The organism is Occultella gossypii (assembly GCF_019947135.1).
GTDB lineage: Bacteria > Actinomycetota > Actinomycetes > Actinomycetales > Beutenbergiaceae > Occultella > Occultella gossypii.
On sequence record NZ_JAGSHT010000021.1, the window covers coordinates 67376 to 84746 of the forward strand.

A 17371-nucleotide genomic window follows, 5' to 3' on the forward strand; every position below is an offset into this window, starting at 1 on the left:
CAGGAGGCGGACCTCCGGCGCGGCCGCCGCGTTCGAGTGTGGCCGGTCGTGGCCCGGTGACATTGCCGGGTCAGAGCGCGTTCTGCTTCTGCAGGTAGCGCAGCGCCGCCCAGCCGAGGGGTACCCGGATCCAGAACGTCAGCACCCGGAACAGCACCGCCGTCGATGCCGCGGTCGCGGTAGCGATCCCGGCGGTCCGCAGACCTGTGGAGAGCGCGAACTCCACGGTTCCGATGCCACCCGGGGTGGGCACGGCCGAGCCGACGGCGGTACCGGTGAGGTAGACGATCGCGAGCGTCGTGGCCGGCAGGGTCTGGCCGAACGCGGCCAGCGCGGCAGCGAAGGACGCTAGGTAGCCGAGGGTCTGCACCAGGTTCCCGCCGAGGGCGAAGGCGAGCCGCTGCGGCTGGCCGACCACCCAGACGAGCCGCGGCCAGACCTGCTTCAGCGTGGGGGTGACCTTCGCGATCACCCAGCGGCGCAGCGCGGGCACCGCGAACGCGACCCCGACCACCACGGCCAGTGCCGCGGCGACGATCAGCGCGGCGCCCGAGGGAAAGCCCTGCAGTGCCCCGGAGCTGCCGGTGAGCAGGGCGATCGCGATCAGGAGCAGCACGGTGGTGACGAACTGGGACACCTGGAGCAGGGCCACCGTGGCCAGGGCTATTGGTGTCTCGAGGCCCCGCTTCTGCATGTACCGGAGGTTGAGCGCCGCCGGGCCGACGCCGGCCGGGGCCACCAGGGTCACGACGGACGCGGCGACCTGGACCAGCGTGGTACGCCACAGCCCGAGCTTCTCGGGAGAGAACCCGACCAGCCCCATCGCGGAGCCGACGTAGGTGACCAGGCCCAGCACGAAGGCCACGACCATCCAGAACGGGTTCGCCTCGCTGATGACCTGAGCGATCTCCTGGAAGTTCAGGGTCGTCAGGAGCGCCCAGCCGGCCACCACCGCGATCGTCAGCGTGATCACCGTGCGGGCGCTGAACCGACTGAGCCGGATCGGCTCGACGATCCCGGCCGTCGGGATGAAGTCGACGAGGTGCGCGCGCAGAGCCGCCATCCCGGCCTTGTCCGCGCGGGCCTCGGCGCGGGTCTGCATCGGCAGCGCGATCGGCTGCAGAAGGGGTGCGATCTCGGCGAGCTGCTCGATGGACAGCACCCGGGCGGCGGCGGCGATGGCACGCTCGGGTCCGACCCGCAGCGCGAGCAGCGTCAGCAGCTGGGTGCGGTCGACCCGCCTGGCCAGGGAGCCGGACGCGATCTCGCCCTCCTCCCAGCCGTTCAGCCAGACCTCGCCCGCATCGGGGCCGTCGGCGTCGGCGATCATGAGGGTGTCGGCGGTGAGGTTGCGGTGCGCGAGGCCCGCCTCGTGCGCGATCTGGAGCTGCTTCCAGGCGTTGATCATCACCTCGTCGGTGATCGCGCTGTTCGGGAGGTCGGAGAGCTGGCGGGCATGGTCGATGTGCTCACCGAGCAGCAGCACGGAGTCCTCGGTCTCGGCGATGCCGCGCAGGCGGGGACTGTTCACGCCGGCGGCGGATGCGGCGTAGTACATGAGGGCGGCGCGCTCTGCGGCCTGCCGCAACGAGACCGCGGTCCGGCGGGCCAGCCCGCGCCGCATGATCGTCGAGATCACGGCGCTGAGCATGCCGATGACCTGCCGGTCACCATCGAGCACCACGGCGTCCCAGCGCACACCGCCGGAGTCGATGACGGCGTACACCCGGTTCGCACCCTCGCGCTCGTTCGCGATGGTCGCGGACTCGGGCAGCTGGGCGAGCAGGCTGGTCTCGGTGTCGCTCGGGCCGCTGACCGTGTCGGTCGGGACGCGGAGTGGGTCGCTCGGGCCGTCGAGTGTGTCGTTTGGGGTGCCGAGGGCGTCGCTTGGGGCGCCGACGGTGTCGCTCGGCGCGGCGAGGGCGTCGGTCGGGGTGCCGAGGGCGTCGCTCGGGCCGCCGAGCCCGTCGGACGTCGCGGTCACTCCCGTCCGCGGGGCGGTCGGCGGCACGGTCCCGGCCCGGGACGGTGTCGCGAACGACGGCGCGGTGTACCCGATCGGTCCCGACGCCTCGACCACATCCTGGCGCAGGTCCTCGGCGAGGGTCGAGTCGCCGATCCGGATCACCCGGACCGGGTCCACCCCGGCCCGCCGGATGCCCTCGACGAGCTCGAGTCCATGGGCCCGCTGGCTCAGGACCCCGGACAGGTACCGCATGCCGAGGCCCGTCGCGCGGCCGATCAGCACGGACACGATCGCCGCCACGAGGGTCGCGGTCCCGGTGATCACCGTGACGACCAGGACGAACCACAACAGGTTCCAGGAGATCCGCACGATGCGGCGCCGGTCACTGGTGCCGACCGCCGTCAGGAAGGCGCCCAGCGCGGCGACCGGCGCGGAGATCGTGATCACCCAGGCGCCGTCCTGGAACCGGAGCAGGGACCGGGCCAGGGCGTTCGTGGCGAACGAGTCCAGCAGCCAGATCGCGAGCAGGGCCACGACGTAGGCGACCGCTGCCGCGGCGATGGCGTCCAGGACGGCCCGGACGTTGCGCCGGACCAGCTGCTCGATGACCACGATGATCGGCAGCACGAGGATGAGCAGACCCTCGATCACGTTCACCGGGACGAGCAGGATCGTGCGGACCACCTGCGCCAGTGCGGACTGGACGTCCTCGGTCACGCCGGTCGTGGTCGCATAGGCGTACACGGCCAGTGCCAGGACCGCCGCGATACCGAGCAGCGACAAAAGCATCAGGACCAGGTCGACCGGGCGCCGGACCCGGGTCAGTGGGATGTCCAGGATCCGCACCTGGCGGACCGGGCCCCTGGGGGTCACCGGCCCTGCGGAATCGGTGGACATGCTCCCGATAGTAGGTGAGATGGACTCTGCGCCGTCGGTGCGTCCAGGCGCGGCGCCGATCAGCCGATCAAGCCAGCCCGAGCGCCGTCAGCGCGGCGGCGGGAAGCAGGGCGTAGCCCACAAAACCCACGATATCGATCAGGGTGTGCGCGATGACCAACGGCGCCACCCGCCGTCGGCCCCATTTCGAACAGTAGAACAGACCGAAGATCACGCCCATGATGACGTTCCCGAAGAACGGGCCCCAGCCCTGGTACAGGTGGTAGGAACCGCGGATCAGCGCCGAGACCACGATGATCGACCACAGTCGCCAGCGCTTCTCGCGGAGCCGCTCGAACAGGTATCCGACCACGAGGACCTCCTCGAGGACACCATTCTTGAGGGCCGCGAGGATCAGGATCGGGACCGACCACCAGTACGGATCGAGCGCGGAGGCCTGCACCGACACCGTGATGCCGACCGCGCGTCCGGCCAGATACAGACCGAGCCCGGGGATGCCGATGATGGCGCCGAGGGCAAGACCCCAGCCGAAGTCGCGACCGGGGCGGCTCAGGTCGAGGCCGATCCGCCGGAACGGATTGCGCCCGGTGTCGCTGAGCAGGTACAGCGCGAGGGCAACCGGTACCAGCGCGAACGTCAACGAGAGCACCTGGTAGAGCAGGTCCCAGTACGGCCTCTCGGACAGTGGTGGGTTGAGCGTCGCGGTCTGGTCCCCGAGTGGGCCGCGGGTGAGGCGGTCGAGGATGTTCACGACGGCGTACACACCGGACCGGCCGAGCGACAGGCCCATCACGATCCAGATCTCGACCGTCAGGCGCCGGGACCGGGCCTTTGCCGACGGCGGCGGTGCGGTCAGGGAGGGTGTCGACGGTTCGCCCTGGGTCGCCATACGCCGGTTATAGCGCATCCACCTGCGCGTCAGGAGGTGTCAATGGGGATTGACCCTCCTGGCAGCGTCAATATAGATTGACGGTCATGGACGATTCGGAGGTGAAGTCGATGAGTGCACTGTCCGCCGCTGCCGAGGACGACGGTGACATCTTCGCCGGGCTCGCGGCGCTCGTGGAGCTACGCCGCCAGGCCGATGCCCGTGAGGAGGTGCTCGTGCGCCGGGCGCGGGGCGAGGGGCTGACCTGGGCCGAGATCGCGTTCCTGCTCGGGGTCTCCAAGCAGGCCGTGCACAAGAAGTACGGCGGCTCGCGGTTCGAACGTCGCAGGCCCGGCGGCGCCTGACTGCGGCCGGAGGGTCAGGTTGTCAGACGAAAATAACTTCTAGCCCGCGGGCGTCTCGGAGCGGCGCGAAGTCGTCGTCCTGTGTGACGACCGGCAGGCCGTTGGCGACCGCCGTCGCCGCGATCCACAGGTCGTTGACGTTGATACGTCGGCCGGCCTGGGCCAGGTACACCCGAAGGCGCGCCCATTCGGCCGCGACCAGGCCGTCGATCGGGAGCACCTCGATGTCGGCCACCGCCTCCAGGGTGGCCAGCCGACGGGCGCGAATGTCGACATCGGCGGCGACGAGCACGCCTGCCTGCAGCTCCGCGATGGTCACTGGGCAGATGACGCCCTCATCCGGCAGCCTCCGACTCTCCAGTGGCCGGCCCGACTCGAGGGCGATGAACACGCTCGTGTCCAGAAGGCCTCTCGACGCGGAGGTCATCACCGAATCGGGTCGAGGTCGTCAGTCGTGTCCCCGGCCAGCGCCGCCAGATCTTCACGGATTCCGGGGTCGGCCTGTGCGCGGCTGAGCCGCCGGACGAGTTCCGCGCGCGCGATCGGCCTGCGACGCGCTCCGCGTACCGGTGTCAACTCCGCTACGGGACGGCCGCGGGAGGTGATCGTCACCTGTTCGCCCGCTTCCACCCGTCGAAGCACGTCGGCGGTGTGGTTGCGCAGTTCTCGCGCCGCGATCTCCGACATGCGACAAACGTAGCACTTGCGTAGCCGCCCGCCGATGGCTCAGGGTCGCTTCTCGATCAACCCCACGACCTCGCAACGGTAGTGCTGGGACGCGGTCATGGACCCGCGGAACCACAGCACGGCGCGGGTGGCGGGGTCGCCGGGGACCACGATCGGACGCAGGTTGTCGACGTCGGAGTTCTCGGTGACCGGCGTCCAGTCCCAGGACGCACCGCCGTCCGTCGTCCGGCCGTGGAAGATCTCGTGGTGGTCGAGCGCCGAGTCGTCCCGCGGGTCGATCGGGGTGGAGGCGTAGACCGAGTCCAGGTCGTAGGGGTCGATCGCGACCAGGCCGGTGTAGTCCTCCTCGTGTGGCAGCAGCGCACCGCCGGCCTTGGCGAGATGGTGCACCTGCCAGGTTCCGCCGTCGAACGTGCCGTAGAAGAACCGGTGGTCGGAGAAGTTGCTGTTCTCCGGGTCGTCGCCGGCGCGGCCGGTGAGGATCGCGGCGAGCCGGCCGTCCGGGGCGCGGCGGATGTCCGTGGTCCACGCGTGGGTGATCGTGGCGCCGGCGAACTCCGATCCGGCGGCCAGGATCGTGGTGAGCTCCACCTGGGACGGTGCCTGCTCGTCGAGGACCGGCCCGCCGACGACGGTGCCGTCGCTGCTGTGCAGGGCTCCGCCGGAGATGTACCCGTGGTAGATCGAGTTGTTGTAGTCGCGCGGGTGGTGGTCGGTGGTGATCAGGTCGATCCGGTCGGTGCCGTTGCTGACGTACCGGGTGTAGCCGTTGACATATCCGATCTTGGGGCGGGTGAAGAGCTTGCCGCCGAAGTCGAACGTGGTGCCGTCGTCGGTGGAGACCAGGATCGAGGGGTCGTCGTTGATGGCGCGCGCGAAGTTGTACAGCCGGCCCTCGTCGGCGAGGTGGTGCAGGTTGGAGTAGGTGACCCCGCGCCCGTCGGTGAGCTCGGCCCAGTCGAACGACTGCTCGGGCTCCCACGCCGTGGCGTCGTGCGGTGCGGACGAGATCCGCCACCGGGTCAGGTTGTCCGTCTTGTGCTTGGTGTACATGGCCAGGTAGCGGCCGTCCGGGCGGATGAACAGGGCCGCGGTGTTGTGGTCGTCGGTCTCCAGGCGCTCGTGCAGCACGACCACCTCGGAGTCTCCCGTAGCCAGATCCACGACGGCGATCTCCACGTTGCCCGCGCGCGCCTCGCCGCCCGGGCCCTCCGGCGCCGGGATCGAGCCCACCAGCAGGGTGTTCGTGACCGGGTCGATCAGGGCGCGCTCGTCCTGGAACCAGCACCACGCACCGTTGTCGTTGATTAGTTGCACCGTCGCCATGAACCTGATCCTGCCAGTTGGAGAGCCCTTTCCGCACCTCCGGCCGGTGTGGCGACGTCCGACACTTGCGCACATTCGGGACGCGTGGCAGAGTAGTTTGTAGCACAAACCACTCTGCAGGAAGGCGCACGATGACCGTCGATGAACCTGGCGCGACGAACGCCGACGGTGCTCACGGGCCGGTCGCCGACCCGCGGCCGGGCGCGGCCCGGGCCGAGGCGTCGTCGCTCGACCGTGGCGGCGGCGAACTGGACCCGAATGCGGAGGACGACGCGCCGCCGTCGGACCCGGCGGCCGTCCTGGCGATGATCGCGGCCCAACGCGCGGCCACCCGCAAGGGCGTCGAGCCGAACGGGCCGCTCCTGTTCGGGACCTGGGGCGTCGCGTGGCTGATCGGCTATCTGATCCTGTACTTCACCTACGACGAGGCGCTCGGTCGCGCGCCCGCCTGGGGATTCGTGGTGTTCGGGCTCTGCCTGATCGCGGCGCTGGTGATCACGGCCGTGCACGTCGCGCGGCGGGTCGCCGGCGTCCGGGGTGTGTCCGCCGCGGAGGGGGCCATGTACGGCTGGAGCTGGATGATCGCGTTCGTGGCGGCCTGCCTGCTGTTCGCCGGGCTGTCCCGTGCAGGTGCTTCGCCGGATGTGATGGCGATCGCCACGAACGGCGTCAGCGCTCTGATCGTGGCCGTCATGTACATGGCCGGCGGTGCGCTCTGGCGGCAGGTGCGGATGTTCGCCCTCGGCGCCTGGGTGGGGGTGGTCGGCGGGGGTGCGGCCCTGGTCGCGCAGCCCAACACGTATCTCGTCATGGCGCTCGCCGGTGGTGGCGGGTTCCTCGTGGCCGCCGTCGGGGACCTGCTCGTGACCAGGCGGCGGGCGAGGCGGTCGCGGCGATGACCGAGCTCGAACTGGATCCGGTGATCCATGCCCAGGCGCGGCTGCGGGTGGTCGCCACCCTCGCGACCCTCGACGCGGGCGACCGGATGGCCTTCCCGAAACTCCAGAAGCTGCTCGAGATGACCGCGGGCAATCTCTCCACCCACCTCCGCAAGCTCGAGGAGGCCGACTACGTGCAGATCGACAAGCGGTTCGAGGGTCGCAGCCCGGCCACCTACCTCGAACTCACGAAGAAGGGCCGCCGGGCCTTCGAGACCTACACCGAAACTCTGGAAGCACTCCTGAGAGGAGCGCAGTGATGGAACCGATCGTCAGCGTCCGAGACGTGCGCCGCAACTTCGGCGACGTCGTCGCCCTGGATGGGGTGAGTCTCGACGTCCACCCCGGCGAGATCGTCGGCCTGCTCGGCCCGAACGGCGCCGGCAAGACCACCCTGTTGTCCCTGATCAACGGGCTCCGCAAGCCGGACTCCGGCACCGTCCGGCTCTTCGGTGGCGACCCCCGCAAGGCCTCGTCCCGCTTCGGGCTGGGCACCACCCCGCAGGAGACCGGGCTACCTGCCACCCTCAAGGTCGGTGAGGTCATCGACTTCGTCGGCGGCCACTACAGCGACCCGATGGGCCGCGACGAACTCCTCGACCGGTTCGAGCTGCGGGACCTGGTGACCCGGCAGACCGGGGGCCTGTCCGGCGGTCAGAAGCGTCGCCTCGCGGTGGCCCTCTCGCTCGTCGGCCGCCCGTCCCTCGTGCTCCTCGACGAGCCGACCACCGGCCTCGACGTGGAGGGCCGCCGTGCCTTGTGGCGGGCCCTGCGGGACTACCACGCCGAGGGTTCGACGATCATCCTCACCAGTCACTACCTGGAGGAGGTCGAGGCCCTCGCCGAACGCGTGGTCGTGGTGGGCGGCGGCCGCATCCTCGCCGACGACCGCCTGGACCGGGTCCTCGCACATGTGAATGCCCGGCGGGTGAGCCTGCACACCGGCGCCGCGGCGGCGGAACTCGCCGCGCTGCCCACGGTGACCGCCGTGCAGACCGACGGCGACCACGTCCGGCTGCTCGTCTCGGACTCCGACGCGTTCGTCCGGCACCTGGTGGCCTCGGGCACCGAGTTCTCCGGACTCGAGGTCCGCGGCGCCTCGCTCGAGGAGGCCTTCCTATCCCTGACCGGCACGACCGGCGCGCCCGAGACCGAGGAGGTCGCAGCATGAGCACCGCCACCGCACAGGCACCGATCGGGGCCACGCCCCGCAGCGGGCCGAGCCTGCCCAGCCTGATCCTGCTGCACGCGAGATTCTCCGTGCTCGAGACGATCCGGATCCCGATCGCCGTGGTCGGTAACCTGCTGTTCCCGACGCTGGCCATGTTCTTCTTCGTGGTCCCCAACTCCGCCGTGGCCGGTGATCCGGTGATCGCCACGGCGGCCGTCGGGCAACTGGCGATGTTCTCGGTGATGTCCACGTTCCTGTTCACGTTCGGCTCCGGTGTGGCCGAGGACCGGGCCCTCCCGTTCGACGGATACGTACGCACGCTGCCCGCCGGGGCGGCGCCGCGGATGCTCGGCCGGGTCCTGGCCGGGTGTCTGTTCGCGCTGGTCAGCCTGATCCCGCTCGGGGTGGTCGGTGCCCTCCTCACCGAGGCCACCGCACCGCCCGCGACGGTGGTGCTCGCCGCGCTCATGGTGCTGGTGGTCGGCCTGCCGTTCCTGATGCTCGGCCTCGCGATCGGCTACCGGATGAGCAGCAAGGCGGCGATCGCCGTGGTCCAGGCGGTGCTGTTCCCGCTCGCGTTCGCCGGCGGCCTGTTCCTGCCCGCGGAGATGTTCCCGAGCTGGCTGAACGCCTTCTCCCAGGCCCTGCCCAGCCGTGCCGGACGGGACCTGCTCATCCAGGTGCTGACCGGCCAGCAGGCATATCCGCTGGCTCTGCCGGTGCTCATCGCCTGGGGTCTGCTGTTCACGGAGCTCGCCGTGCTGGCCTACCGCCGCGACGAGGGTCGCCGCTTCCACTGAGCGCGATGCCCGACGGCGGCCGCCGGGGCACCGGTGCGAGAATGGGGCGATGGGTCGCAGCAGACCCGCAACCATCGGGCCGATCGTCGAGCGCGCCACCCTGAGGGCCATGGCGCGTGTGGTGCGGCGCGAGCCGGCGGTCCGAGCGTTGTCGGTGGAGCCTGCGGTGGACTCCGCGCATGCGGTCCACCGGCTGCGCGTGGCCGTGCGGAAGCTGCGGGTCCTGCTCGCCGCGTTCGGGCCGTACCTGGACCCGGACTTCTCCGGCCCGCTGCGCGGGCGGCTGTCGGAGCTCTCCGACGCACTCGCCGCGGTCCGCGATCTCGACGTGCAGCTGGTCGGCCTCGACTGGGAGACGACGGCGTCCGCTGCGTTCGCGATGGACGTGGAACCGTTCCTCGGCCTGCTCCGGTCCGATCGCGCCGACGCGCTCCGGCGGCTCGAGGATCGCCTGGCGGCACCGGAGCATGCCGCACTGATGGCTGACCTGCGTGCGGACCGGGTCCCGGTCCGCCACGGTGACGTCCGGGCCCGTCGCGCGCTGCGCCGACGCCTGCGCAAGGCCTGGCGCCGGACCCGTGACCGTGTGGCCACCGCCGAGGCAGGGTCAGGTTCCCTCCACGAGGTCCGCAAGTCCGTCAAGCGGCTGCGCTACCTCGCCGAGATCGCCACCGACCCGATCGGACGGCCCGCGAAGCGGCTCGCCACCCAGGCCGAGCGGACGCAGGAGCTCCTCGGGGCGCACCAGGACGCCGTCGTCCTGGACCGGATGGTCCGGAGCTACGTCGCGGAAGCCACCGGCCTGCCGCCGGCCACGATGTTCGCACTCGGGGAGCTCATCGGCCGGGCGCAGGAACGGCGCCGACGGATCGAGCAGGACTGGCCGCACCGGCGCGACCGGCTGACCCACCGGGCCCGCCAACTCCTCGACTGACGGGGCGCCAACGGCCGGCTTGACCAGCCCAGCGTTCGCCTTGAGCGAAGGTGACTCAACCTCGGGAACGATCCTCCGCCGTCGGGGGTTGTGCCTGGCATGAGGGACCGGCGTAGGGCCGGACCCGGTCAGACGAGGAGATAGACATGGCTCTCACCTTCGACCCCTTCCGCGAGGCGGACCGGCTCGCGTACCGCACCTCCACCCGCGTGCCCCGCTGGATGCCGATGGACCTGCACCGCAGCGGTGACGCGTTCATCGTCGAGATCGATCTGCCCGGCGTTTCGCCGGAGAGCATCGACCTGGATGTGGACGGCAACACCCTGACCGTCCAGGCCGAGCGTGCCTCGAGCCTCGGCGACGGTGAGCGGTGGATCGCCAAGGAGCGCGCGACCGGCACCTACCGCCGGCAGCTCAGCCTCGGCGACGGGCTCGATGCGGCCGCGATCCAGGCCGACTACGCCCACGGCGTGCTGACCGTGACCATCCCGGTGGCGGAGCAGTCCAAGCCCCGCAAGATCGAGGTGCGCACCACGGGGCCGGTCATTGAGCCGGTCACCGAGGGCCAGGCGGACGTCCAGGAGGACGCTGCCGCCTGACCTGAGGACCCTGGCGGATCGCCACGAACAACGAGCCCCGGCCGCAAGCGGTCGGGGCTCGTTCACGTCCGGGGTCGGCGCGGGATCCGGGAGCGCGTCAGGCGTGGATCGCCACCACCGCGTAGCCCGCCTCATCGACGGCCTCGCGGATGGCGGCCTCGTCGAGCGGCGCGTTCGAGACGACGGTCACCGGTGACGGCTCGCCCGCGCGGAGCTCGACGGAGACGTTCAGCACGCCGTCGACTCCCTCGATCTCCTCGGTGACGTGGGCCACGCAGTTCGCACAGGTCATGCCCGTGACGTCGATCGTGGTGGTGCGGTCCATGGGGGTTCCTTCCGGGTTCTGGGGTCAGGAGCGGACGAGCCGGGCTATCGCGGCGGAGGCCTCGCGGACCTTCTCCTCGCCCTCCTCGGAGGAGGAGCGGGCCGCGTCCACCACGCAGCTGGCGAGGTGATCGTCCAGCAGTCCGAGGCTCACCGCCTGCAACGCCTTGGTGACGGCGGAGACCTGGGTGAGGATGTCGATGCAGTAGGTGTCGTTCTCGACCATCTTCGCGATGCCGCGAACCTGGCCCTCGATGCGGCGCAGGCGCTTGAGGTACGCCTCCTTGTCCGCGACGTATCCGTGGTCGTGTCCGTGCTCTTCCATATCCCGAGTATACCCCCAGTGGGTATCGATGTGCTCAGAGTGTGGGCACTGGACAACAGAACGGTCACGATCAGGGCCCTGCGGATATCGATCCGATATCGACCCGCCTCTCGGGTGCACTCGGCCCATACCGTGAGGGCCATGACCACAGACCGCCTCTCCCGGCTCCGCCGCGGCATCGTGCTCGCAGCAGTCGCCGGCGTGGCCGCGCTCGGTGCCGTCGTGGTCCCCGCACCCGCGCAGGCGTGCGCCTGCGGCGGCTACGTGGCGGCCGACGGGTACGAGGTCGCGGTCAACCGCGAGGTCGCCGCGATCGCCTGGGACGGTGAGACCGAGCGGATCCTGCTCGAGATGGACGTCCTCACCGATGCGCCCGACGCCGCGCTGCTGATCCCCACCCCGGCGCCGGCGCAGGTCGGGCTCGGCGACTCCGAGTTGTTCGACGAACTCCTCGACGTGATCGCCCCCGAGGTCGAGGTCACCTACACCTGGTGGCCCGAGGCCTCGTTCGGCGACGGTGCCGGCGGGGCACCTGAGGCGTCCGCACCCGACCTGGGCGTGGACGTCCTGGAGACGGTCGACCTCGGGCCGCTCGAGGCCAGTGTGCTCTCCGCGGACGACGCGGACGGCCTGGCCCAGTGGCTCGAAGCGCACGACTACGTCATGCAGGACGGTCTCGCCACGGCGCTGCGGCCGTACATCACCGAGGGCTGGTACTACGTCGCGATGCGGCTGACCACTGATGCCGCCGACCTCTCCGGCGAGCTGCAGCCGGTGGACCTGACCTTCGCCTCCGAGTCCCTCATCTATCCGATGCGGCTGTCCGCGGCGGCCGCCACCGATCAGTTCGTCCGCACCTACGTGTTCGCGGACCGGCGAATGGCGCGCACCGACGCGAGCGAGGACACCGCGTCGATCGACCTCCGGTTCGCCGGTGCCGTCGACCCGGCGGCGGTCGAGAACCCCACCCTCGCCGAGATCGCCCGGGCCACGCCGTACCTGACCGTGATGGACCAGTGGTTCCACGAACCGTCCACCGAGATCGTCTCCGACTTCACGTTCTCCGCGTCCACCCAGACCGGGGACTACCGCGAGGTGGTCCACGAGACCCGAATGCGAGAGATCCTCGGCATGCCGGCAGGCCCGGTGCTCACGTTCCTGGGCCTGGTCGCTGCCGCACTCGCCCTGCTCCTCGGCGGGCGGGCCGTGAGCCGCCGGGCACGCCGCCGGGCGGCCGGCCCGCCAGGGCCTCGCCCGTCGGCGGAGAGCGGGCCCGAGCCGCGGCCGGCGCCACCGGCCGGAGTCGGTGGTAGCGGCCAGGAGCGGCACCCCAGCCACCTCTGATCCTCGCCGGAGGCGCGGCAGGCCGCCGAGTAGACTCGCGCGGTGCGACTGGGCGTCCTTGACATCGGTTCGAACACGGTTCACCTCGTGGTGGTCGACGTGGTCCGCGGCGCCCACCCCAACCCGGACCTGGACGAGCGGGTCACGCTGCGGCTGATGCAGTACCTCACCGACGATGGTGCGATCAGTGACGCGGGGATCGCCGCCCTGCTCAAGGCCGTCGACGGCGCCGTCCGGCTCGCGCGCGAACAGCGGGTCGACGAGGTCCTCACCATGGTGACGTCCGCCGTCCGCGAGGCGACGAACGGCGACGCGGTGCTCGCCCGGATCCGTGAGCGCCTCGATGGTGACCTCCAGGTGCTCGCCGGTGAGCAGGAGGCGGCTCTGACGTTCCTCGCGGCCCGCCGTTGGCTCGGCTGGGCCGCCGGGAGGCTGCTCGTCCTGGATATCGGGGGTGGTTCGCTCGAGGTCGCGCTCGGCGTGGACGAGGTGCCGGACCTCGCCGTGTCGCTGCCGCTCGGCGCCGGCCGGCTGACCCGGACCCACCTGCGCCACGACCCGCCGCTGCCGGAGGAACTGAAGCACCTGCGTTCCGTGGTCCGTGCCGAGCTCAAGCCGCTCGTGGCCAGGGTCCGGGCCGAGCCGAGGCCGGACCACGTGGTGGCCACGTCCAAGACGTTCCGGTCGCTGGCTCGGCTCGCCGGGATGAGCGTGGCGGGCGTCGGTCCGGACCAGCGCTGGCAGATGAGCACCTCGCTGCTCTCGGACTGGGTGCCACGCCTGGCCCGCATCCCCGCCGAACAGCGCATGGAACTGCCCGGCATCACGCCCGAGCGGACCTATCAGATCGTCGCCGGTGCCGTGGTGGCCGAGGAGGTCCTGCGCGGCCTGCGGGTCGAGATCGTCGAGATCTGCCCGTGGGCGCTGCGCGAGGGGGCGCTGCTGCGACGGCTCGACCAGGTCTGAGCCCGCCGGACTCGGGAAGGCCGGCACGACGACGACGAAGGACTGATCCCGGGTCTCTCCCGAGGTATCGCTGCCGACCGCTCCGGCACGAGAGCGAGGGCGGATGGGGGCTACGCCACGCCTGTGACGTCTGCCGGGTGGGGTGGTCGGGTCTGTGGATGGTGTGGCATCCGGGGGTGGTTCGGTCGGTCGTGGGGATTGTTCGAGGGTCTGGTGTCTCGTTGTCCACAATGGGTTGACATCCTCCTTGTCTCGTCGGTCAACTCCCGTAGCGTGGTTCTCACTAGCACACACGTTCGAGGGTTGGGGGTGAGGAACATGGACTGGACCACGGGTCACACGCCCGGCGACGGCGCACCCGAGCAGGGCACCGGTCCAGTCGACCTCGCCACGGACCCGCGGCGCGAGGTGGGCCTGGGCGCGTTGTTGAACGGGTCGTTGGATGACCGGCTCTTCGTCCTCGACTGTGTCACCGCCGCGATTGCGGCCGCGGACCCGTTCGAGGAGCAGCACGACCACACCGGGCGGGCCCTGGGTGCGGCGAGTGTGCGGGCCCACCGCGATATCGAGATCTTGACGGGTCGGCGGTTGGACTGGCTCGCGGCCGAGCGCGCCGAGGGCATGTGGGATCTGTCTGGGAAGGTCCGCACCTACCCCCAGCACGTGGCCCGCACGCACAGGATGTCCTTCGCCCGGGCCGCCCGTGAGGTCCGCCTGGCGGACCGGCTCACCAACGACCTGCCCGAGGTCCGCGCAGCCCTACGCACCGGCGACCTCGGCATCGAACAGGCCGGCCTGATCGCGACCGTCGCGGCCTCGAGCCCGGCCCGCCGGGCCGCGCTACGGCTACCCGCCCGCGGCATGCGCAACGACGCCACGGAGGCGGACGACACGACTGGAGCGAGCGCGGCCGACGATGGGGCGGGTGCGGCCGACGCCAAGGCTGCGGGCGAGAGTGCGTTTGATGATGATGCGACCGCGGAGTCGGTGATCCTCAAGCTCGCGAGTGCGGGGTCGTTCGAGGACCTGCGGGTGGTGTGCAAGTACTTCGCCGCGCTCTCGGACGCCGAGTCCGACGAGCGCGGCTACCGGGAGGCCTGCGAGCGGGAGTTCTTCGACCTCGCCGCCACGACCGGCGGGTTCCACCTGTCCGGGTTCCTCACCGAAGAGCACGGCCACCTGGTCAAGGAAACCCTCGCCGCCCTCACCCCGGTCCCGGCTGCCGGTGATACCCGAACCGCCAGCCAACGCCGCGCCCAAGCCCTCGCCGACGCCGCACAACTCATCCTGAACCAAGGCCTCGCCGGCACCGGCCAATCCGTAAGGCCACACATGGGCGTGCTGATCAGCGCCCCCGAATTCGAACACATCCTCGCCACCAGCGCCCACCACGGCTGGGACACCACCGACACCGGGGCCGACCCCACCGGGGCCGACCCCACCGAGGCCGTCGGGGTGGACATCCCCGACTGGGCCCGCCTGGACCCCGACACCGACCCGGCCGACCCCTGCGACGCACGCCCGGTGTTCGGCCGGGACCTGCCACCGCTACGGCCCGGCACGAGTGGCCTGACCACCCTCAAGGCCCTCGAGGGCGTGGACTGGGCCGCGATCTTGTCCCAACCCCCAGCGACCTGGGCCGACGGCACCGGCCCGGTCCCACCCTCAGTACTACGCCGGATCGCCTGCGGCGGCGAGATCTACCGCGTCATCTTCGGCCCCGACTCCGAAATCATCAACGTCGGACGCGCCCACCGCCGCTTCACCAACGCCCGACGCCGAGCCATGATCGCCAGAGACCGGCACTGCACCTACCCCGGCTGCGCCGCCCCACCCCCACTGTGCGAAGGCCACCACTCCGTCGTCCACTGGGCCGACGGCGGCGACACCGACCTGCACAACGGCGCCCTCCTATGCTTCTACCACCACCGCTACGTCGACACCCACCAAATCACCATGATCTGGAACGGCGGAGAATGGCAATTCTTCACCAAAGACGGCGACCAGATCCACGGCCCCGGACCCTAACCAGCACACACGCCCCCCGGGGCGTGCCAACCCGGGCTGTCCCACGACTCGAGAGCGTCAACCGCCCGCCATGAAACCGAGAGCACTCATCTGGCATGAGGGCACAGGGCGGGCGCACCACGTCAGCCGGTCGCTGCCACGCTCCCCTGTTCCGCAAGCACCATCGTTCGCGACGGCATCCGGCTCAGTGCGTCCGCGACGGCACGCTGGGCTCCGGTTGCCTACCCGCAGCGTCCGCGCTGCGCGGTCCGCCGGCACCGTGGTCGCCGTCGGCACGGCGCAGGGCCAGGCCGACTCCGACGGCGGTGAGCGCCATGGCCACGACCCCCGCCACCGCCGTCGCCGCCATGCCCTCGGCGAAAGCCGTCTTGGCTGACTCGAGCAGTGCGCCGCCGACCGCCGGATCGGCCGCGCCCGCGGCCACCTCGACTGCGCCCCCGAGGGTCTCGCCGGCCGCGGCCCGTTCGGCTGCGGGTAGCACCGCCGGAATCTCCACCTGGGCGCGGTAGGTCGCCGAGGCGAGGCTGCCGAGGATCGCCACGCCGAACGCGGAACCCAGCTCGTAGGCGGTCTCGGAGATGCTCGACGCGGCTCCGGCGCGGGCCGGCGGGACGGCGGCGAGGATGGCGTCGTTCGTGAGCGTCTCTGTGAAGCCCGCACCGGCGCCCACGAGCACGAAGATCGCGACGAGCACCCCGATGCCGGAGTCCCCGGTGAGGGTGGTGCCGAGCAGGTAGCCGCCGCCGGATACGGCGATCCCGAGCGGCACGAGCACGTGCAGCGGCGCACGCTCGGCCACCGCGGCCGCGATCAACCCGCAGGTCACGGTCGCGACGAGCCCAGGCAGCAGCCAGAGCCCCGCGACCATGGGGCTCAGCCCGAGCACGAGCTGCAGGTACTGGGCGAGCAGGAACAGCAGGCCGGCGATCGCCAGCGCGGCCACCAGGTTCGCGACCACTGATGCCGCGAATACCGGCCGCTGGAACAGGCGCACGTCCAGCAGCGGTTCGGGCCGGCGCAGTTGCCGGCGCACGAACCAGGTCCCCGCGATCACGGCGACCAGGAGCGGCGCCACCGCGCCGACCACGAAGCCGTCATGCGCGAAGGTCTTGACCCCGTACACCACGGGCACGGTCGCCAGGATCGAGAGCGTCACGCTCAGCACGTCGAACCGGCCGGTGCGGTCCCCCCGTGACTCCGGCACCAGGAACGGTGCCGCGATCAGGAACACGACCAGCACTGGGACGTTCAGGAGGAACACGGACCCCCACCAGAAGTGCTCGAGGAGCCACCCACCGACGATCGGACCTAATGCCGCCCCGCCGGAGAACCCCGCGGCCCATACCGCGATCGCGAACCGTCGTTCGCCGTCGTCGGTGAACACGTTGCGCAGCAGTGCGAGCGTGGCCGGCATCAACGTCGCGCCGAAGACCCCCATCGCGGCACGGGCCGCGATCAGGTGCGAGGCGTCGGCGCTGAACGCCGCCCAGACGCTGACCACGCCGAAGCCGGTCGCGCCGATCAGCAGCAGCCGGCGACGGCCGAGCCGGTCACCCAGGGTGCCCATCGTGACGAGTAGACCGGCGAGGACCAGCGGGTAGATGTCCACGATCCAGAGCAGCTGGGTGGCGGTCGGCTGCAGGTCCCGGCTCAGGGCAGGCACCGCGAAGGAGAGCACCGTGTTGTCGATGCTGACCAGCAGCACCGGCAGCATCAGCGCGACGAGCGCGAGCCAGCGGCGTCGGGTGCTTGGTGAAACGGCGTGGCTCGACGCGGCGAGGGGGGTGGACACGGGGTACTCCTGGCAGGTGGTCGGGCAGTCGCCAATCACTG

At 71.0% G+C, this 17371-nt stretch carries 18 protein-coding genes; 10 read left to right on the top strand and 8 right to left on the bottom strand.

The annotated features are described in order from the left end of the window. Nucleotides 1-70 precede the first annotated feature (70 nt). Both KCQ71_RS27435 and KCQ71_RS21325 read right to left on the bottom strand, forming a co-directional pair. Nucleotides 71-2863: a lysylphosphatidylglycerol synthase domain-containing protein gene (locus KCQ71_RS27435; protein WP_283248772.1), complete on the bottom strand. Its 2793-nt coding sequence runs from the start codon at nucleotides 2861-2863 to the stop codon at nucleotides 71-73. A gap of 67 nt (nucleotides 2864-2930) precedes the next feature. After that, a complete protein-coding gene (locus KCQ71_RS21325) occupies nucleotides 2931-3752 on the bottom strand; it encodes a CPBP family intramembrane glutamic endopeptidase (RefSeq protein ID WP_223409911.1) in 822 nt (273 codons plus the stop codon). Between the two features lie 86 nt (nucleotides 3753-3838). Between KCQ71_RS21325 and KCQ71_RS21330 the strand changes: the two genes are divergently transcribed. After that, nucleotides 3839-4096, top strand: a complete 258-nt coding sequence (locus tag KCQ71_RS21330; RefSeq protein WP_372454079.1) for a hypothetical protein — start codon at nucleotides 3839-3841, stop codon at nucleotides 4094-4096. A gap of 22 nt (nucleotides 4097-4118) precedes the next feature. Here KCQ71_RS21330 and KCQ71_RS21335 read toward each other — a convergent pair whose 3' ends face one another. Genes KCQ71_RS21335 through KCQ71_RS21345 form a run of 3 tightly spaced genes read right to left on the bottom strand, consistent with a single transcriptional unit; the run spans nucleotide 4119 to nucleotide 6109 of the window. Then, on the bottom strand, nucleotides 4119-4523 hold the full coding sequence (locus tag KCQ71_RS21335) for a type II toxin-antitoxin system VapC family toxin (protein ID WP_223409914.1): 405 nt from the start codon (nucleotides 4521-4523) through the stop codon (nucleotides 4119-4121). Further along, nucleotides 4523-4783 carry a type II toxin-antitoxin system Phd/YefM family antitoxin gene (locus KCQ71_RS21340; protein WP_223409927.1) on the bottom strand — a complete coding sequence of 87 codons (261 nt, stop codon included), beginning with the start codon at nucleotides 4781-4783 and terminating at the stop codon, nucleotides 4523-4525. Before KCQ71_RS21340 ends, KCQ71_RS21335 begins: the two co-directional genes overlap by 1 nt. Before the next feature lie 39 nt (nucleotides 4784-4822). Further along, the gene (locus KCQ71_RS21345) at nucleotides 4823-6109 is read right to left on the bottom strand and encodes a BNR-4 repeat-containing protein (RefSeq protein WP_223409930.1); all 1287 of its coding nucleotides are present in this window, start codon (nucleotides 6107-6109) and stop codon (nucleotides 4823-4825) included. Between the two features lie 131 nt (nucleotides 6110-6240). On the opposite strand from KCQ71_RS21345, the gene KCQ71_RS21350 reads away from it, so the two are divergent. From KCQ71_RS21350 to KCQ71_RS21375, 6 genes are all read left to right on the top strand, one after another. After that, entirely contained in the window at nucleotides 6241-7008 is a 768-nt protein-coding gene (locus tag KCQ71_RS21350; RefSeq protein WP_223409932.1) for a hypothetical protein, read from the top strand. Beyond that, nucleotides 7005-7307 carry a transcriptional regulator gene (locus tag KCQ71_RS21355; protein WP_223409934.1) on the top strand — a complete coding sequence of 101 codons (303 nt, stop codon included), beginning with the start codon at nucleotides 7005-7007 and terminating at the stop codon, nucleotides 7305-7307. Before KCQ71_RS21350 ends, KCQ71_RS21355 begins: the two co-directional genes overlap by 4 nt. Further along, nucleotides 7307-8218 carry an ABC transporter ATP-binding protein gene (locus KCQ71_RS21360; protein ID WP_223409936.1) on the top strand — a complete coding sequence of 304 codons (912 nt, stop codon included), beginning with the start codon at nucleotides 7307-7309 and terminating at the stop codon, nucleotides 8216-8218. Before KCQ71_RS21355 ends, KCQ71_RS21360 begins: the two co-directional genes overlap by 1 nt. After that, nucleotides 8215-9018 (top strand): ABC transporter permease, encoded by an 804-nt coding sequence (locus tag KCQ71_RS21365; RefSeq protein WP_223409938.1) that lies wholly within the window; start codon nucleotides 8215-8217, stop codon nucleotides 9016-9018. Before KCQ71_RS21360 ends, KCQ71_RS21365 begins: the two co-directional genes overlap by 4 nt. Before the next feature lie 49 nt (nucleotides 9019-9067). After that, nucleotides 9068-9952, top strand: a complete 885-nt coding sequence (locus KCQ71_RS21370) for a CHAD domain-containing protein (protein ID WP_223409940.1) — start codon at nucleotides 9068-9070, stop codon at nucleotides 9950-9952. 146 nt (nucleotides 9953-10098) lie between these two features. Next, on the top strand, nucleotides 10099-10551 hold the full coding sequence (locus KCQ71_RS21375) for an Hsp20/alpha crystallin family protein (protein ID WP_223409942.1): 453 nt from the start codon (nucleotides 10099-10101) through the stop codon (nucleotides 10549-10551). A 97-nt stretch (nucleotides 10552-10648) separates the two neighbouring features. Here the strand turns inward: KCQ71_RS21375 and KCQ71_RS21380 are convergent, their stop codons facing one another. Next, a complete protein-coding gene (locus tag KCQ71_RS21380; protein WP_223409945.1) occupies nucleotides 10649-10876 on the bottom strand; it encodes a heavy-metal-associated domain-containing protein in 228 nt (75 codons plus the stop codon). A 24-nt stretch (nucleotides 10877-10900) separates the two neighbouring features. Continuing rightward, entirely contained in the window at nucleotides 10901-11200 is a 300-nt protein-coding gene (locus tag KCQ71_RS21385; protein WP_154796260.1) for a metal-sensitive transcriptional regulator, read from the bottom strand. A 141-nt stretch (nucleotides 11201-11341) separates the two neighbouring features. Between KCQ71_RS21385 and KCQ71_RS21390 the strand changes: the two genes are divergently transcribed. From KCQ71_RS21390 to KCQ71_RS21400, 3 genes are all read left to right on the top strand, one after another. Further along, entirely contained in the window at nucleotides 11342-12544 is a 1203-nt protein-coding gene (locus KCQ71_RS21390) for a DUF2330 domain-containing protein (protein WP_223409948.1), read from the top strand. A gap of 42 nt (nucleotides 12545-12586) precedes the next feature. Further along, nucleotides 12587-13510, top strand: coding sequence for a Ppx/GppA phosphatase family protein (locus KCQ71_RS21395; protein ID WP_223409951.1), 924 nt, complete (start codon nucleotides 12587-12589; stop codon nucleotides 13508-13510). 318 nt (nucleotides 13511-13828) lie between these two features. After that, nucleotides 13829-15538: an HNH endonuclease signature motif containing protein gene (locus tag KCQ71_RS21400; protein ID WP_223409954.1), complete on the top strand. Its 1710-nt coding sequence runs from the start codon at nucleotides 13829-13831 to the stop codon at nucleotides 15536-15538. 184 nt (nucleotides 15539-15722) lie between these two features. On the opposite strand, the gene KCQ71_RS21405 is transcribed toward KCQ71_RS21400, so the two are convergent. Further along, nucleotides 15723-17330: an MFS transporter gene (locus KCQ71_RS21405; RefSeq protein ID WP_308116674.1), complete on the bottom strand. Its 1608-nt coding sequence runs from the start codon at nucleotides 17328-17330 to the stop codon at nucleotides 15723-15725. Nucleotides 17331-17371: the final 41 nt, after the last annotated feature.

What these genes read in the sequence shown, in the direction of transcription:
- KCQ71_RS21365 (WP_223409938.1), top strand. Translation starts at nt 8,215, where the DNA reads ATGAGCACCGCCACCGCACAGGCACCGATCGGGGCCACGCCCCGCAGC.
- KCQ71_RS21390 (WP_223409948.1), top strand. Translation starts at nt 11,342, where the DNA reads ATGACCACAGACCGCCTCTCCCGGCTCCGCCGCGGCATCGTGCTCGCA.
- KCQ71_RS21370 (WP_223409940.1), top strand. Translation starts at nt 9,068, where the DNA reads ATGGGTCGCAGCAGACCCGCAACCATCGGGCCGATCGTCGAGCGCGCC.
- KCQ71_RS21380 (WP_223409945.1), bottom strand. Translation starts at nt 10,876, where the DNA reads ATGGACCGCACCACCACGATCGACGTCACGGGCATGACCTGTGCGAAC.
- KCQ71_RS21355 (WP_223409934.1), top strand. Translation starts at nt 7,005, where the DNA reads ATGACCGAGCTCGAACTGGATCCGGTGATCCATGCCCAGGCGCGGCTG.
- KCQ71_RS21375 (WP_223409942.1), top strand. Translation starts at nt 10,099, where the DNA reads ATGGCTCTCACCTTCGACCCCTTCCGCGAGGCGGACCGGCTCGCGTAC.
- KCQ71_RS21360 (WP_223409936.1), top strand. Translation starts at nt 7,307, where the DNA reads ATGGAACCGATCGTCAGCGTCCGAGACGTGCGCCGCAACTTCGGCGAC.
- KCQ71_RS21345 (WP_223409930.1), bottom strand. Translation starts at nt 6,109, where the DNA reads ATGGCGACGGTGCAACTAATCAACGACAACGGTGCGTGGTGCTGGTTC.
- KCQ71_RS21385 (WP_154796260.1), bottom strand. Translation starts at nt 11,200, where the DNA reads ATGGAAGAGCACGGACACGACCACGGATACGTCGCGGACAAGGAGGCG.
- KCQ71_RS21400 (WP_223409954.1), top strand. Translation starts at nt 13,829, where the DNA reads ATGGACTGGACCACGGGTCACACGCCCGGCGACGGCGCACCCGAGCAG.
- KCQ71_RS21325 (WP_223409911.1), bottom strand. Translation starts at nt 3,752, where the DNA reads ATGGCGACCCAGGGCGAACCGTCGACACCCTCCCTGACCGCACCGCCG.
- KCQ71_RS27435 (WP_283248772.1), bottom strand. Translation starts at nt 2,863, where the DNA reads ATGTCCACCGATTCCGCAGGGCCGGTGACCCCCAGGGGCCCGGTCCGC.
- KCQ71_RS21335 (WP_223409914.1), bottom strand. Translation starts at nt 4,523, where the DNA reads ATGACCTCCGCGTCGAGAGGCCTTCTGGACACGAGCGTGTTCATCGCC.
- KCQ71_RS21330 (WP_372454079.1), top strand. Translation starts at nt 3,839, where the DNA reads ATGGACGATTCGGAGGTGAAGTCGATGAGTGCACTGTCCGCCGCTGCC.
- KCQ71_RS21340 (WP_223409927.1), bottom strand. Translation starts at nt 4,783, where the DNA reads ATGTCGGAGATCGCGGCGCGAGAACTGCGCAACCACACCGCCGACGTG.
- KCQ71_RS21350 (WP_223409932.1), top strand. Translation starts at nt 6,241, where the DNA reads ATGACCGTCGATGAACCTGGCGCGACGAACGCCGACGGTGCTCACGGG.